The organism is Herbaspirillum sp. VT-16-41 (genome assembly GCF_001994935.1).
GTDB classification, from domain to species: domain Bacteria; phylum Pseudomonadota; class Gammaproteobacteria; order Burkholderiales; family Burkholderiaceae_D; genus Herbaspirillum; species Herbaspirillum frisingense.
This window is the reverse complement of record NZ_MUXB01000183.1, coordinates 112553-127801: the sequence shown is the minus strand read 5'-3', so window position 1 is coordinate 127801 and position 15249 is coordinate 112553. Positions and strand designations below refer to the sequence as shown.

Below are 15249 nucleotides of genomic sequence, written 5' to 3'. Positions count from 1 at the left end.
GTCCTCAGGCCTGCTCGTTGAGCCACTGGTGCAGCTCACGGATGGAGCGCGCCGAATACAGCGGCGAGAGCGTCTGCAACTGCTGTGGCGGATGCGCGCCGAACTCCACCGCCACGCCCGCGGCCCCGGCATTGATGGCCATCTGCAGGTCGTGGGTGGTGTCGCCGATCATCAGCGTGCGGTGCATGTCCTGGCCCAGCTCGCGGGTCAGCTCCTGCAACATGGCCGGATGCGGCTTGGAGAAGGTCTCGTCGGCGCAGCGGGTGGCGTCGAACATGGACAGCAGGCCGGTGGTGTTCATGGCCCGGTTCAGCCCGACCCGGCTCTTGCCGGTGGCCACTGCCAGGAAATAGCCCTGCTGCGACAGGTCGGTCAGCATTTCGGGCACGCCCTCGAAGAGCGTGAGGTCCTTGTCCTGGCCCAGGTAATGGTGGCGGTAACGCTCCACGATGCGCGGATAGTACTTGGGGTCGACATCGGGAATGGCGGCCTGCATCGCGTCCTGCAGGCCCAGGCCGATGACATAGGAGGCTGCGCTCTTGTCAGGAATCGGCAGGCCCAGGTCACGCGCTGCGGCCTGGATGCAGCGCACGATGGTGGACGTGCTGTCCATCAGGGTGCCATCCCAGTCGAAGACGATCAGGTCGAATTGCTTTCTTGCCATGTCTGATGCTCTTTCTGCGGGCATGTCCGCCGCCGGCTTGCCAGCGCGACAAGGCAGCAGCGAAACATGCGATTTTGTTAATGCCGGGCAGAAAGTATCATATCCCGGCCGACTACGTGCACTGTCCTTCAGTCCTCCGCGCCAGCCAGCATGTTGTAGGGCAGGAGATCGCCCTCGGCCCCACCTTCCAGGCTGCGCAGGAATTTTGCGCATTCATCGGGCAGGCCGGCCTTCAGGGTGACGGTCTGGCCGGTTTCCGGATGCAGGAAGCTGATGCGCCAGGCATGCAGGAACATGCGCTTGAAAGCAATACGCTTGCCATCGGCCTTCTGCAGCGCCTTGTTCAAGGGGAAGTCGCCATACTTGTCGTCGCCGACAATGGGAAAACCGCTGGCAGACAGGTGCACCCGGATCTGATGGGTGCGACCGGTCTTCAGTTCAGCTTCCAGCAGGGCAAATTCACCGAAGCGACGCAAGAGCGAGAACACCGTATGGGACGGCTGGCCATCGGCCTGCACCCGCACCCGGCGCTCGCCGTCGGGCGTGCTGTACTTGAACAGCGGCAACTTCACGTGCTGGCGGGCATTCTTCCAGTCGCCCTGGACCAGGGTCAGGTAGCGCTTGTCGGTCTGGCCCTCGCGCATCTGTTCATGCAGGTTGGTCAGCGCCGAACGCTTCTTGGCGATCAGCAGCACGCCCGAGGTGTCGCGGTCCAGCCGGTGCACCAGCTCCAGGAACTTGGCCTGAGGCCGTGCCGCCCGCAACTGCTCGATGACACCGTAGCTCACGCCGGACCCGCCATGCACGGCCACACCGGCCGGCTTGTCGATGACCAGCATGTGGCTGTCTTCCAGCAGGATGCGGAATTCCGCTCCCGGGACTACAGTTTCTTGCTTCTCTGCAACTCGTATTGGCGGCACACGCACGACATCGCCCTCGACCAGACGATAGGTCTGGTCGATACGGCCCTTGTTGACGCGCACCTCGCCCGAACGCAGGACACGATAGATATGGCTCTTGGGAACGCCTTTGCAAACCCGCAGCAGGAAATTGTCAATCCGCTGGCCCGCCTCTTCGTCGGAAATGGTCAGCAACTGCACCTGAGGGACGCTCTGCGAGGCTGTTGCGTTCCGGGAGGCCGGCGCCGCATCGGCGCTTTCAGAAGCCCCCCTAGAAAATCTCGCTAAGTCCTTCATTTTGAATATATAATCGATTGACGCCGATCAAAAAACGGCGTTAGTAGAATAAAAAAGGAACATTCTACACAAGAGGAGTCTTCGTCAGCCTCGCTCATTTGCAAAATTGACGAAGGGGGCCCCGAAAACCACGACGCGCGGCATCGCAGACGCAATAAAAGCGCTGCAACGGTTGACAATACAGCCGATCATGTCGCTTGCCTGGTCCACGTAAAGGCCTCGAAACGAGTACGCACCTTCCCTTTGCGAGTCCAGTTTGCACCGCAGTTGCAATCGGACAGCGCACTTGGAAGTGGAACAGATTTGTTTGGATCATCAGGATAAAAGTCTGGCAAGACTCGCATCCGGTGACCCGACCCAGGACAGCAGTGCACAGCCCCCCGGCGACCAGCAGCGCAAGCATGGCAGGCTCATCAGCCCGCCCCCTTGCAGCGCATCGCTCGGGCCATGCCGCAATTCGGGCCGGGCCATCGCGAAGCTTGCCGGTTGATGCAGTAGAACCCGATCGCCGTCGCCAACCTCACTATGTTACGTTTGGCTCCACAGACCAGCTTACCGTCCGCAGTTGCCTGCGCGACCGCCTATGGCGGAGCGCGCGGCGCGGATACGGTGCTGCCCGGCGTCCCGGTCCACTGCATCCGCGCCCCCTTGTGCTGGAGCGCCCGCTAAGGCGCACTCACACAATCAAGGCAATTCCCTCCCCAATCACTTCGTTCTCGCGTACATCCCCTGTACTTTTGGCCCGCTACCACATACGGACGGGCCATTTGAAGGATCTTCGGATCCCGGAGTGAAAACATGAAACGTATGTTGTTCAACGCAACGCAGCAGGAAGAACTGCGCGTAGCGATCGTTGACGGTCAGAAGCTGATCGACATCGACATCGAAACCACCGGACGCGAGCAGCGCAAGTCCAACATCTACAAGGGCGTGATCACCCGCATCGAGCCCTCGCTGGAAGCCTGCTTCGTCAACTACGGCGAGGAACGCCACGGCTTCCTGCCCTTCAAGGAAGTGGCCCGGTCCTACTTCAAGGAAGGCATCGACGTCCGTAACGCCAGCATCAAGGAAGCGCTGCGCGAAGGCCAGGAAATCATCGTCCAGGTCGAAAAGGAAGAGCGCGGCAACAAGGGCGCGGCCCTGACCTCCTTCATCTCGCTGGCTGGCCGCTACCTGGTCCTGATGCCCAACAACCCGCGTGGTGGTGGCGTCTCCCGCCGCGTCGAAGGCGAAGACCGCCAGGAACTGCGCGAAACCATGGACAAGCTGGACCTGCCCAACGGCATGTCCGTCATCGCCCGCACCGCCGGCATCGGCCGCAACGTCGATGAACTGCAGTGGGACCTGAACTACCTGATGCAACTGTGGCGCGCCATCGAAGGCGCCGGCCAGTCCGCCTCGGGCGCCTTCCTGATCTACCAGGAATCGTCACTGGTCATCCGCGCCATCCGCGACTACTTCCAGCCCGACATCGGCGAAATCCTGATCGACACCGACGACATCCACGACCAGGCCCAGCAGTTCATGGCCCACGTGATGCCGGACATGGTCCACCGCGTCAAGCGCTACCGCGACGACGTACCGCTGTTCTCCCGCTTCCAGATCGAACACCAGATCGAGACCGCCTACTCGCGTACGGTCCCGCTGCCGTCCGGCGGCGCCATCGTGATCGACCACACCGAAGCCCTGGTGTCGGTGGACGTGAACTCGGCGCGTGCCACCCGTGGCAGCGACATCGAGACCACCGCCTTCAACACCAACCTCGAAGCGGCTGATGAAGTGGCCCGCCAGTTGCGCCTGCGCGACCTGGGTGGCCTGATCGTGATCGACTTCATCGACATGGAGAATTCCAAGAACCAGCGCGAAGTCGAAGGTCGCCTGAAAGACGCCCTGCACCACGACCGTGCCCGCGTCCAGATGGGCAAGATCTCCCGCTTTGGCCTCATGGAACTGTCGCGCCAGCGCCTGCGTCCGTCGCTGTCCGAAGGCAGCCACGTGACCTGCCCGCGCTGCAACGGCACCGGCCACATCCGCGATACCGAATCCTCCGCCCTGCAGGTGCTGCGCATCATCCAGGAAGAGGCGATGAAGGAGAACTCGGCCGCCATCCATGTGCAGGCGCCGGTGGACGTCGCCGCCTTCCTGTTGAACGAGAAGCGCGGCGAAATCCTGAAGATCGAGACGCGTCATCGCGTCACGGTCATCATGATCCCCAACAAGCACCTGGAAACCCCGCACTACAAGATGGAACGGATCAAGCACGACGATCCGCGCCTGGACGACGCCCAAGCCAGCTACAACATGGCTGAGCAGGCCGATACCGACATCGGCTACAGCAAGCGCCAGAAGGAAGAAGTGCGTCCGCGCCAGGAAGCCGTGGTCAAGGGCATCACCCCCGACCAGCCGGCCCCCATCGTCGAACGCAAGGCCCCGGAACCGGTGGCTGCCCCCGTGCCGCCGCCGACCCTGGCACCGGAATCGGGCCTGCTGGGCAAGATCTTCGCCTTCTTCCGCAAGAAGCCCGTGGCCCCGGTGGAAGCACCGGCCCCGGTCGAAGCCAAGGCCCCTGCCAAGCGTGAAGGCGACCGCAATGGCCGTGGCGGCGACCGCAACGGTCGTGGCCGCAATCGCAATGATCGCAGCGACCGTGGTGATCGTGCCGAACGTGGCGAGCGCAACGCCAATGGCGAACAGCGCAATGCCCGTGGTGCCGCCGCCGTCGAGGCAAAGGCCGGTGAACTGGCCGATGCCAAGCAGGCGCGTCCCCCGCGTGGCCCGCGCGAGCCCAAGGAAGCGCGTGAACCACGCGAAGGCCGTGAGCCGCGTGAAGGTCGCGAGGGCCGTGAAGTCCAGGTCCGCGAAGGCCAGGAACCCAAGGAAGCCCGTCGCAACGAGCCCCGTGAGCCACGCGAACCGCGTGAAGGTCGCGAAGGTCGCGAAGGTCGTGACCCCCGCGAACCGCGTCAACCGCGTGAACCTCGCGCCCCCCGTGGCGACCGCAAGGAAGCCCGCACCGAGGAAGGTCTGCCGCTGGAAGCCGCTCTGGCAGCCGGCGCTGCAACCGCCGGCGTGGCCGTGGCCGCTGGTGCCGTAGCCCTGTCCAATGACGAGCAGGCTGCGCAACTGGATCTGGCGCAAGTTGAACGTGGCGAAGGTGGCGAAGGCGCCGAAGCCTCGGAAAACGCCGAAGGCGGCACCGAACCGCGCCGTCGTCGTCGTCGTGGCGGTCGCAACCGTCATCGTCGCGAACGTGACGAGAACGGCAACCTGATCGAAAACGCCGATGCCGATGCGGCCGAAGCTGGCGAAGCCGGTGAACGCAGTGAAAACGGCGAAGCCGTGACTGCCACAGCCCCTGCAGCCCCCGCAGCACCGGTGGAAATCGCCCAGGCCGCCGTGGCCCAGGCTTCCTTCGCAGCCTCGCCGGTTCCGGCGCAAGCTCCTGAAGCAGCCGACGTGTCCGCGCCTGCCGCCCTCCATACCGACGCCGTCGCCGTGGAAAGCGGCGTGAACTCGGTGGAAGCCGTGGCTGCCGCCGCTGCCGAAGCGACCGAAGCCGTGTTCTCGCAACAGCAGGCCATCGAACCGCCGGCGCCGTCCATCGACGCCAGCTTCGCCCCGGCACCGAGCTTTGAACCTGCCCCGGCGCCAGTGCAAGCCCCTGTCGCCGCCCCGGCGGCATCGGAAGCACCGGTCCAGGTCGAGGTCGTGCAGCAAGCCGCGCCGGCAGCCAGCCTGCCGCAGCAGATCAGCCTGCTGGATGCGGTCGAAACCAATCCGGCCCCGGCCCCTGCTGCGGTCGCACCTGCCGCTCCTGTCGAAGTGGCGGCCCCTGTTGCTGCTGCAACTGCGGCACCTGCCGCACATGCCGGCAATGGCGCCCAGCCGGAGTCGCTGCAGCAGATGCTGTCGCAAGCCGGTCTGACGCTGGCCACGACCGATCCGGTCAAGCTGCGTGCAGCGCAGGAAGCGGCCGCCGCCTTCGTGCCGGCACCGCGTGTACCGCGCGAGCGCAAGCCGCTGCCGCCGCAGTCCAGCGAACCGCTGGTCCAGGTGGAAACGCGTCGCTGATCGCCAGGGTGCAAGCGCACCGGTGATCACCAGGAAAAAGGGAGCTTCGGCTCCCTTTTTTCTTGTCCGCGCTGTTGTCCGCGCTGTTGCCTGCACGCCGGCCTGCACGCCGGCCTGCTGTTTTCGCCAATTTTCCAGGCCAGTCTGTCGCGCCAGCCCGGCCACTATCGCTCTCGCGCCCTCTTGTCATCCGCCGCTTGTCCCCTATCTGGTGACAGTTGGCCCGCCCTGGCAGCGATACAGTGCCGGCCGCGCAGCGCTGCGGCCCAGCTGCGGATATCCCAAGTCCAGATCCGGCGCGGCATTGCGCGCAATACCTGCACTTGCGGCATACTGAATATGCATGAACCGACCGCAACGTCGCAGCTCCAGCCGTGCTATCTTTACACACCCATTTTTGCCAGCCCGTATGAACAAGCGCGTCATTCCCATCCTCGATCACCGGCAAGCGCCGTCGGCCAGTACGGCAGGCGTGATTGCGCCCGTGGCGATGGTGCCGACCGGCTGGCTGACCGATTCCCTGGGCCGCCCCCTGCACGACCTGCGCATCTCGGTCACCGACCGCTGCAATTTCCGCTGCGTCTACTGCATGCCCAAGGATGTCTTCGACAAGCAATACCAGTTCCTGCCGCACTCCGACCTGCTGACCTTCGAAGAGCTGACCCGCGTGGCCGCCCAGTTCGTGGCGCATGGCGTGCGCAAGATCCGCCTTACCGGCGGCGAACCGCTGCTGCGCAAGAACATCGAGACCCTGATCGCCATGCTGGCCGCCTTGCGCACGCCCGATGGCGAGCCGGTGGATCTCACCCTGACCACCAATGGCACCCTTCTCAAGCAGAAGGCGCAGGCGCTCAAGGCCGCCGGCCTGCGGCGCGTGACGGTCTCGCTGGATTCGCTGGATGACGAGAGCTTCCGCCGCATGAACGATGTCGACTTCCCGGTGGCACGCGTGCTGGAAGGCATTGATGCCGCCCACGCCGCCGGCCTGGGTCCGGTCAAGATCAACATGGTGGTCAAGAAAGGCGTCAACGACGACCAGATCCTTCCTATGGCGCGCCACTTCAAGGGGACGCCGGCCATCCTGCGCTTCATCGAATACATGGACGTGGGCAGCTCCAACGGCTGGCGCATGGACGAGGTACTGCCCTCCAGCGAAGTGGTGCGGCGCATCTCGGCCGAGATGCCGCTCCAGGTGGCCGACCCCAACTACACCGGCGAGACCGCCGAGCGCTGGCGCTATGTCGATGGCGGCGGCGAGATCGGTGTCATCTCCAGCGTGACCCAGGCCTTCTGCCAGGATTGCTCGCGCGCCCGGCTCTCTACCGAGGGCAAGGTCTACACCTGCCTGTTCGCCAGCGAAGGCCACGATCTGCGCAGCCTCCTGCGCAATGGAGCCAGCGACGCCGAGATGGCCGGCGCCATCGCCGCATTGTGGGGCCAACGGGGCGACCGCTATTCCGAATTGCGCAGCGCCATGCAAGCCGCACCGGCACGCAAGGTCGAGATGTCCTATATCGGCGGCTAGACATTCAGTTCCGCCTCCCGCCGCCCTGCCCCCAGTCCTCACCCGCCATGGCCTCCTCCACCGCCAACACCCTGAGCGCCAGCCACATCACCGGCCTGGTGCTGGCCGGCGGACGCGGCACGCGCATGGGCGGGGTGGACAAGGGCCTGCAACCGCTGCATGGCAAGCCCCTGGTCCAGCACGTGCTGGAGCGGCTGGCGCCGCAGGTCGGCACCCTGGCCGTCAATGCCAACCGCTCGCAACTGCACTACGCCAGCTTCGGCTATCCGGTCTGGAGCGATCTGCAAGCCGGCTTCCCCGGCCCGCTGGCGGGCCTGCAGAGTGGTCTGGCCCACTGCACCACCCCCTGGCTGGCCTGCGCCCCCTGCGATGCACCGCTGATCCCCTATGACCTGATGGCGCACCTGGCCGATGCCATTGCCGAGGCCGGCGCCGAAGCCGCCATCGCCGTCACCACCGGCGCGCAGGGCCGGCAACGCCATCCGGTCTGCGCCCTGCTCTCCAGGAGCACCCGCGACGCCCTGGACGCCTTCCTGGCCACGGGTGAACGCAAGATGGACCGCTGGTTCGCCACCCTCCATTGCGTGGAAGTGGAATTCCCCGAAGAACACGCCTTCAGCAACATCAACACCGCGCCAGAGTTGCAACGGCTCGAAGAAGAACAATGACCCATCCTTCCCTGAACGACATCGTCAGCTGCATCAGCGGCTATGACCCCCACGCCATGACCGTGGCCCGTGCCCAGGCCGTGATCCAGGACTTCATCACCCCCATCGAGACGGTGGAAAAGCTGGCCATCCGCAGCGCGCTCTCGCGGGTGCTGGCACAGGACATCATCTCCCGCATTGATGTGCCGGCCCACGACAACTCGGCCATGGATGGCTACGCCCTGCGCGGCGAAGACATCGCCGACGGCCAGGCGCAGCGCCTGCAGATCGTCGGCGCGGTCCATGCCGGCCAGCGCTTCGAGGGCAGCGTGCAACGCGGCCAGTGCGTGCGCATCATGACCGGCGCTCCCATGCCGGCCGGATGCGACACCGTCATCCCGCAGGAACTGACCACCGACGCCGACGACCAGGGCGTAACCCTGCCGGCCGGGCGCGTACGACCCGGTGACAACCGCCGCCTGCGCGGTGAAGACCTGATGCAAGGCAGCGTGGCGCTGCCGCGCGGGCGCATCCTGCGGCCCTCCGACATCGGCCTGCTGGCCTCGCTGGGCATCGCCGAGGTTCCGGTGCAGCGCCGCCTGCGCGTGGCCTTCTTCTCCACCGGCGACGAACTGCGCTCGGTGGGTGAGCCGCTGGACGCAGGCTGCGTCTATGACTCCAACCGCTACACCCTGCACGGCATGCTGACCCGCCTGGGTTGCGAGGTGCTGGACATGGGCGTGGTGCCGGACGATCCGGTGGCGCTGGAGGCAGCCTTTCGCAGTGCCTGTGAAGAGGCCGACGCCGTCATCACCTCCGGTGGCGTGTCGGTGGGTGCCGCCGACTACACCAAGCAGATCATGGCCAGCCTGGGTGAAATGACGTTCTGGAAGATCGCCATGCGTCCCGGCCGGCCACTGGCCTTTGGCCGCATCAGCTCGCGTGGGCGCGATGCCTACCTGTTCGGCCTGCCCGGCAACCCGGTGGCGGTGACCGTCAGTTTTTCCTTCTTCGTGCGCGACGCCCTGCTGCGGCTGGCCGGTGCCGAGTCCCGGCCCTTGCCACGCCTGCGGGTGACGACCGCCACGCCCATCCGCAAGAAAGCCGGTCGCACCGAATACCAGCGCGGCATCCTGGCACCCGACGCCGATGGCCGCTGGAGCGTGCGCCTGACCGGCATGCAGGGCTCGGGCATCCTGCGCTCGATGTCGGACGCCAACTGCATCCTCGAACTGGAGCATGAGCGCGGCGACGTGGCTGCCGGCGAAGAAGTCTCGGTGGTGCTGTTCGACGGGCTGGTCTGAAGCCGCCCCGGCATGAAAAAGCGCGGTCTAGGCCGTAATGCCGTTCAGTTAAGCTTGTTACCAGCTCGAAAGCTCGCTCAGACTTTGTTTGCACCACCGCTGACCGTTCGTCCTGAGTAGCGGCGTAGCCGCGTATCGAAGGCGCGCCACAAGCTGAGCAGCGCCCCTTCGACAGGCTCAGGACAGGCTTCGATACGGCCCTAAAGGGCCTACTCAGTCCGAACGGTTTCAGATGGCTTGAAGAGAACCAAGCAAAATCGCCGCGCCAAAGTCATCTGGCGCGGCGATTTTTTCTTAACTGAACGGCATTACGGCCTTGGCAGCGCTTTTTCGTTTTCTGGCCGAAGCATCAGCCGCTCAGACCGCCTCGTCCGTATCGCCCAGGTCCAGCTCTGCCGTCCCCAGCAGCTTCTGCGCACTTTCCGCCGGCAGCGCCTCCACCGACTTGAGCTTGCGGTTCATCTGGCGCGTACGGGTCTCGGCCTGATCGATATTGCGGGCAGCGCGTTCCAGCGCCGCCTTGGTCGAGGCCAGCACTTCGCCGAACTTGCCGAACTCGGTCTTGACCGCGCCCAGCACCTGCCACACTTCGGAGGACCGCTTCTCCAGCGCCAGCGTGCGGAAGCCCATCTGCAAGCTGTTCAACAGCGCCGACAGCGTCGACGGCCCGGCGATGGTCACCCGGCAAGTACGCTGCAGATCGTCGGACAGGCCCGGTCGGCGCATCACCTCGGCATACAGGCCTTCGGTGGGCAGGAACAGGATCGCGAAATCGGTCGTCAGCGGGGGCGAGAGGTATTTCTCGGCGATGGTCTTGGCCTCGTTGCGCACGGCGCGCTCCAGCTCCTTGCCGGCGCTGGCCACGCCATCGGCGTCGGCACGCTCGGCCGCATCGACCAGGCGTTCGTACTGTTCCTTGGGGAATTTGGCGTCGATGGGCATCCACACCGGCTCGCCCTCTTCCTTCGCTCCCGGCAGGCGGATGGCGAATTCCACGCGCTCGCCGGTGCCGCGCACGGTCTCGACGTTCTTGGCGTACTGCTCGGGCGTGAGCATCTGTTCCAGCAGGATTTCCAGCTGCACTTCACCCCAGGTGCCACGGGTCTTGACGTTGGTCAGAACGCGCTTGAGATCGCCCACACCGGTGGCCAGCTGCTGCATCTCGCCCAGGCCCTGATGCACCTTGTCCAGGCGGTCCGAGACCAGCTTGAAGGATTCACCCAGGCGCTGCTCCAGCGTAGCGTGCAGCTTCTCGTCCACGGTCTTGCGCATCTCTTCCAGCTTGAGCGCGTTGTCGTTCTGCAGATCCTTGATGCGGGCTTCCAGCGTGGCCCGCACTTCGCCCATGCGTTGGGCATTGGATTCGGTCAGTGCCGACAGTTGCTGGTTCAGGGTATCGCCGAAGCGCTTGAGCGAAACCGCCTGCTCTTCGCGGTTGACCTGTGCCTGCAGCGTCATGGACTGGCGCATGCTGTCCAGTTGCTGGGCGTTGGTTTCGTTCAGTTTCACCAGTTGCCGTGCGAAGCCGTCGATCTGCTGGTTCTGCAGGCCGGCCACGCTGGACATCTGCGTGGCCAGCGTCTGCTGCAACTGGGCGAAGTTGCTGCCCAGCTCCTGGCGCGTGCTCTGGGCGCTGGCCTGGACCTGACTGCGCAACTCGCGCTCGATGCGCTCGCCGGTGTCCTGCTGGTGGCGTTGCAGCTCCTGCTGCAGTTGCAGCAGCATGTCCTCGATGGCAGCCCCCGGGTCGTCGCGCGAGCCGCCACGCAGCAGCACCAGTACCTGCAAGACGATGCCGACCACCACCAGGCCGGCCAGGATCATTTCGAATGTGTTCATGGGGGGCTTACTCGGGCTTGTTGCGCATCCAGTCGGCGGTCTGATAGAGCGCCGTCAGCAGGCGTTTCATCAGCTCGTCGGGCAGGCCCACGTCCTGCATGGCCCAGGTCATGCAGCGCAGCCACTGATCGCGCTCGGAGATGCCGATGGGGAAAGGCAGGTGACGTGCGCGCAGGCGCGGATGGCCGAACTTTTCCATGTACAGGCTGGGACCGCCGGTCCAGCCGGAGAGGAACATGTAGGTCTTCTCGCGCGAGCCCTCCAGCGAAGGCGGATGCAGCGCGCGAATGCCGGCGAACTCCGGCTCCAGGTCCATCAGGTCGTAGAAACGGTCGACCATCTCGCGCAGTTTTTCAGCGCCGCCGATGAGTTCGAACGTGGTGGGTTGGTTGGGATCTTCGATTTGCATAAGACCGCCATGATACCGCAGCCGCCCTGCCATCGTCGGGCCGGCCGGCTGCGATCTGCAGGGCGTTTGACCTGCCTCGGCTCAGGCTTCGCGCAAGGTCTGCAGGGGCGGACGACGCAGCACGTGACGCAGTCCTGCCCAGCCGCCCAGCGCCGAGCAGGCAGCGCCCAAGCCCATGCCGGCCACCCACACCAGCGGGCTGAAGCTCCAGTCGAAATTGAAGACATAATGCGCCAGCGCCCAGCCGATGCCGGCCGCACCGCTGGCCGCCAGCAATCCCGCCAGCGAACCCACCAGCAGCACTTCGATGCGCTGCGCCCGCGACAGCTCCTGGCGCGTGGCGCCCAGGGCACGCAACAGGCCGGCCTCGCGCACCCGCTCGTCCTGCGAACCGGCCAGGGCCGCATACAGCACCAGCACGCCCGAGCAGAGCGTAAAGAGGAACAGGAACTCCACCGCCGAAATCACCTGCCCCACCACCTCCTGGATCTGGCGCAGCACGCTGCCGATATCGACCACGGTGAGATTGGGGAAGTCGCGGGTCAGACGATTGCCCAGGGCTTCCTGCTGCGGATCCAGATGCACCGCCGTGATCCAGCTCTGCGGGGTATCGCGCATCAGGGTCGGGTTCAGGATCACGAAGAAATTGACCCGCAAGGAACCCCACTCCAGCTTGCGCAGGCTGGTCACCGGCGCCTCCACCAACTGGCCGGCGATGTCGAATTGCAGGCGATCACCCAACTGGATGCCCAGGGTCTGCGCCAGGCCGCGCTCCACCGAGGCTTCCGGCTGGCGATCGTCGTACCAGCGGCCGGCGACGATGCCGTTGCCGGGCGGGATCTCGGCCATGGTGGAGAGGTTGAATTCACGATCGACCAGGCGCTTGGCGCGATCTTCCTGGTAATCCGCCGGGTTGACCGGGCGTCCGTTGATCTGCACCAGGCGGCCGCGGATCATCGGATACAGGGCGGCATCCTTCACCCCGCCCTGCTGCAGCACCTGCTGCACCGCCTGGCGCTGGTCGGGCTGGATATTGATGATGAAACGATTGGGCGCATCCGCCGGGGTGGCCTGGCGCCAGGCACCTACCAGGTCGCCACGGATGACGGTCAGCAGCAGCAGCGCCATCAGGCCCAGCCCGAGCGCCACCACCTGCATCACGGCGGCTGCCGGTCGACGCTGCAGGCCATCGATGGCAAAGCGCCAGCTCTGGCGATCCACCAGGCCGCGCATGGAGCGCAACGCCCGCAGGCACAGCCAGGCCACCAGCGCGAACAGGCCGAAGCCGCCGAGGAAGCCGGCAATGGTCAGCAAGCCCAGCTTGAGGTCGCCGGCCTGCCACAGCAGCAAGCCCGAAAACACCAGCGTCCCCAACACATAGGTGAGCACCGTCATCGCCTGCGGTGCGCCCTGGTCGCGCCGGATCACCCGGTTATGCGGCACATTGCGCAACTGCAGGATGGGTGGCAGCGCAAAGCCGACCAGCAACAGCAGGCCGGTGGCCACGCCCTGCACCGCCGGCGCCCAGCCCGGCGCCGGCAAGGCGGTCGGCATGAAGCTGCCCAGCCACTGCAGCAGCGCAAAATGCGCGGCAAAGCCGACCAGCATGCCAATCACGCTGGCGGCCAGGCCGATGACGATGAATTCGGTCAGGTACAGCCGCGTCACCTGCGCCTGGGTCATGCCGAAACAACGCAGCATGGCGCAGGCATCCAGATGGCGCAGCATGAAGCGGCGTGCCGCCATGGCCACCGCCAGCGCCGCCAGCATGGCCGAGAGCAGGCCCACCAGCGAGAGGAACTGTTCGGCCCGGTCCAGCGTGGCGCGCATCTCGGGACGACCGTTTTCCAATGACTCCAGGCGCACGCCGCGCAGCTTGTCGGCGTCGATCTGGCGCTCGATCTGCTTCTGGTAGCGCTGGACCTCCCCGGCCGGGCCGGCGATCAGCAGCCGGTAGGTCACCCGTGAGCCGAGCTGCACCAGATGGGTGGCGGCCAGATCGGCTTCGCCCAGCATCACGCGGGGGGCGAAGTTGACGAAGGCGCTGCCGCGGTCCGGTTCCACCGAGATGATGGCGGCGATCTTCAGGGGCAAGTCGCCCAGCTTGATGGTATCGCCCAGCTTCACGTCCAGTTGCGACAGGATCTGCGGGTCCACCCACACCGTCCCCGGCTGTGGAATGCCTTCGGCCGGCCGGTCGCTGCCATCGGCGGCGCGCAGCCTGAGCTGGCCGCGCAGCGGATAGCCCGGCGTGACGGCCTTGATGGAAGAGAGGACCGAACGTGCCGCATCGCCCTCGCCCGCCAGCGCCATGCTGGGAAAGACCTGGGTCTGGGCCTGCAACAGCCCCTGCTGGCCGGCCTGTTGCACCCATTGCGGCGGCAAGGGCTGGTCGGCCGCCACCAGCAGGTCGGCCCCCAGCAACTGGTGTGCGTCACGGGCCATGCCGGCGCGCATGCGGTCGACGAAAAAACCCACCGACGACAGGGCCGCCACCGCCACGATCAGGGCGATCAGCAGGAAGCGGAGTTCACCGGTACGCCAGTCGCGCAGGGTCATGCGCAATGCTTGTTGGAACATTCAGTCGCCAGGAATAAAAAAAGAAAGAAGAAAGGAAGAAGAAAATGCGCAGGCCATACCTGCACCATAGCGGGAATACCGATTCCACGCCGCCTGCAGGCTCAACGCAACCAGAGCGCCACCAGCCCCACGGCCAGCAGCACGCAACCGGCGGTCAACATGCGCAGGCGCGAGCGCATGCGGTCCATGGTGGCGACCAGTTGCGCATTCTGCTCGGCCAGGGTGTTGATCAACTGGCTGGCTTCCAGCTGTTCGGCCTCCAGCTGCCGGATGCGCTGGGCGAACAGTTCGGCATCGCTGGCCGCCGGCATGGCCTCCTGCGCCTCCACCGCCGACTTGGCCTTGCGGGTGCGCGACCACAGGTCACGTGCGCCCTTGACGATGCCCGGGGTGGCCTGGACCACATCGCCCCAGGGAATCAACTTGATGGCAGACAACCAGCTCAATCCCATGTGTTTCTCCTTTGTCGGCAGGGTCGGATACGGCTTGTTGCAATTTCGTTGCACATCTGGGAGAACCGTGACCCCGCACTGTCTTCTAAGACAGGCAAAATGCAATTCTATCCCGAGCATCCGGTAACCATGACGGAGTTTCCTGACGATGAAAGCCCCCCTGCCCCTGCTGGGCGCCCTGCTGTTCCTGTGCGCCGGCGCCAGCTACGCCGCCGATTGCAGCAAGGCCGCCACCCAGGCCGAAATGAATGCCTGCGCCTCGCAGACCCTGACCCAGAACGACAGCGACCTCAATGCCACCTATCTGGCCTACCGCGAGAAGCTGAACAAGGCCCAGCAGAACCAGCTGCGCGAAGTGCAACTGGCCTGGCTGAAATACCGCGACCTGTCCTGCCGGTTCGAGAGCTCCGCCAGCGCCGGTGGCTCGGCGGCCCCGCTGGCCCTGCAGACCTGCCTGGCCGACAAGACCCGGCAGCGCGCCGATGAGCTCAAGGCCCTGGCCGGCTGCCAGGAGGGTGACCTGAACTGCGTACGCTAGGCAGTCGCAAACTTTCATGCTGTA

11 protein-coding genes are annotated in these 15249 nt (G+C 65.4%); 5 read left to right on the top strand and 6 right to left on the bottom strand.

All coding sequences use genetic code 11. From position 1 onward, the window contains the following. Window positions 1-4 precede the first annotated feature (4 nt). Complete coding sequence (locus BTM36_RS26185) at window positions 5-664, bottom strand: HAD-IIIA family hydrolase (RefSeq protein WP_006463543.1); 660 nt, start codon at window positions 662-664, stop codon at window positions 5-7. Between the two features lie 128 nt (window positions 665-792). Continuing rightward, complete coding sequence (locus tag BTM36_RS26180; protein WP_077238531.1) at window positions 793-1860, bottom strand: RluA family pseudouridine synthase; 1068 nt, start codon at window positions 1858-1860, stop codon at window positions 793-795. Between the two features lie 798 nt (window positions 1861-2658). Between BTM36_RS26180 and BTM36_RS26175 the strand changes: the two genes are divergently transcribed. The 4 genes from BTM36_RS26175 to glp all read left to right on the top strand — a co-directional run bounded on the left by BTM36_RS26175 (window position 2659) and on the right by glp (window position 9407). Further along, window positions 2659-5931 carry an Rne/Rng family ribonuclease gene (locus BTM36_RS26175; RefSeq protein ID WP_077238530.1) on the top strand — a complete coding sequence of 1091 codons (3273 nt, stop codon included), beginning with the start codon at window positions 2659-2661 and terminating at the stop codon, window positions 5929-5931. A 409-nt stretch (window positions 5932-6340) separates the two neighbouring features. Then, a complete protein-coding gene (gene moaA / locus BTM36_RS26170; protein ID WP_077238529.1) occupies window positions 6341-7456 on the top strand; it encodes a GTP 3',8-cyclase MoaA in 1116 nt (371 codons plus the stop codon). A gap of 47 nt (window positions 7457-7503) precedes the next feature. Continuing rightward, window positions 7504-8124, top strand: a complete 621-nt coding sequence (gene mobA, locus BTM36_RS26165) for a molybdenum cofactor guanylyltransferase MobA (RefSeq protein ID WP_077238528.1) — start codon at window positions 7504-7506, stop codon at window positions 8122-8124. Further along, the gene (gene glp / locus BTM36_RS26160; RefSeq protein WP_077238527.1) at window positions 8121-9407 is read left to right on the top strand and encodes a gephyrin-like molybdotransferase Glp; all 1287 of its coding nucleotides are present in this window, start codon (window positions 8121-8123) and stop codon (window positions 9405-9407) included. Before mobA ends, glp begins: the two co-directional genes overlap by 4 nt. A 357-nt stretch (window positions 9408-9764) precedes the next feature. Here glp and rmuC read toward each other — a convergent pair whose 3' ends face one another. The 4 genes from rmuC to BTM36_RS26140 form a co-directional block, all read right to left on the bottom strand. Then, window positions 9765-11246, bottom strand: coding sequence for a DNA recombination protein RmuC (gene rmuC, locus BTM36_RS26155; RefSeq protein ID WP_254427102.1), 1482 nt, complete (start codon window positions 11244-11246; stop codon window positions 9765-9767). A gap of 7 nt (window positions 11247-11253) precedes the next feature. Continuing rightward, on the bottom strand, window positions 11254-11655 hold the full coding sequence (locus BTM36_RS26150) for a group II truncated hemoglobin (RefSeq protein WP_006463550.1): 402 nt from the start codon (window positions 11653-11655) through the stop codon (window positions 11254-11256). A gap of 81 nt (window positions 11656-11736) precedes the next feature. Beyond that, window positions 11737-14235, bottom strand: a complete 2499-nt coding sequence (locus BTM36_RS26145) for an ABC transporter permease (protein WP_077238525.1) — start codon at window positions 14233-14235, stop codon at window positions 11737-11739. A 101-nt stretch (window positions 14236-14336) separates the two neighbouring features. Beyond that, entirely contained in the window at window positions 14337-14687 is a 351-nt protein-coding gene (locus tag BTM36_RS26140) for a hypothetical protein (protein ID WP_077238524.1), read from the bottom strand. Between the two features lie 148 nt (window positions 14688-14835). Here BTM36_RS26140 and BTM36_RS26135 point away from each other — a divergent pair, with 148 nt between their 5' ends. Further along, on the top strand, window positions 14836-15225 hold the full coding sequence (locus BTM36_RS26135) for a lysozyme inhibitor LprI family protein (protein ID WP_006463553.1): 390 nt from the start codon (window positions 14836-14838) through the stop codon (window positions 15223-15225). Window positions 15226-15249 lie beyond the last annotated feature (24 nt).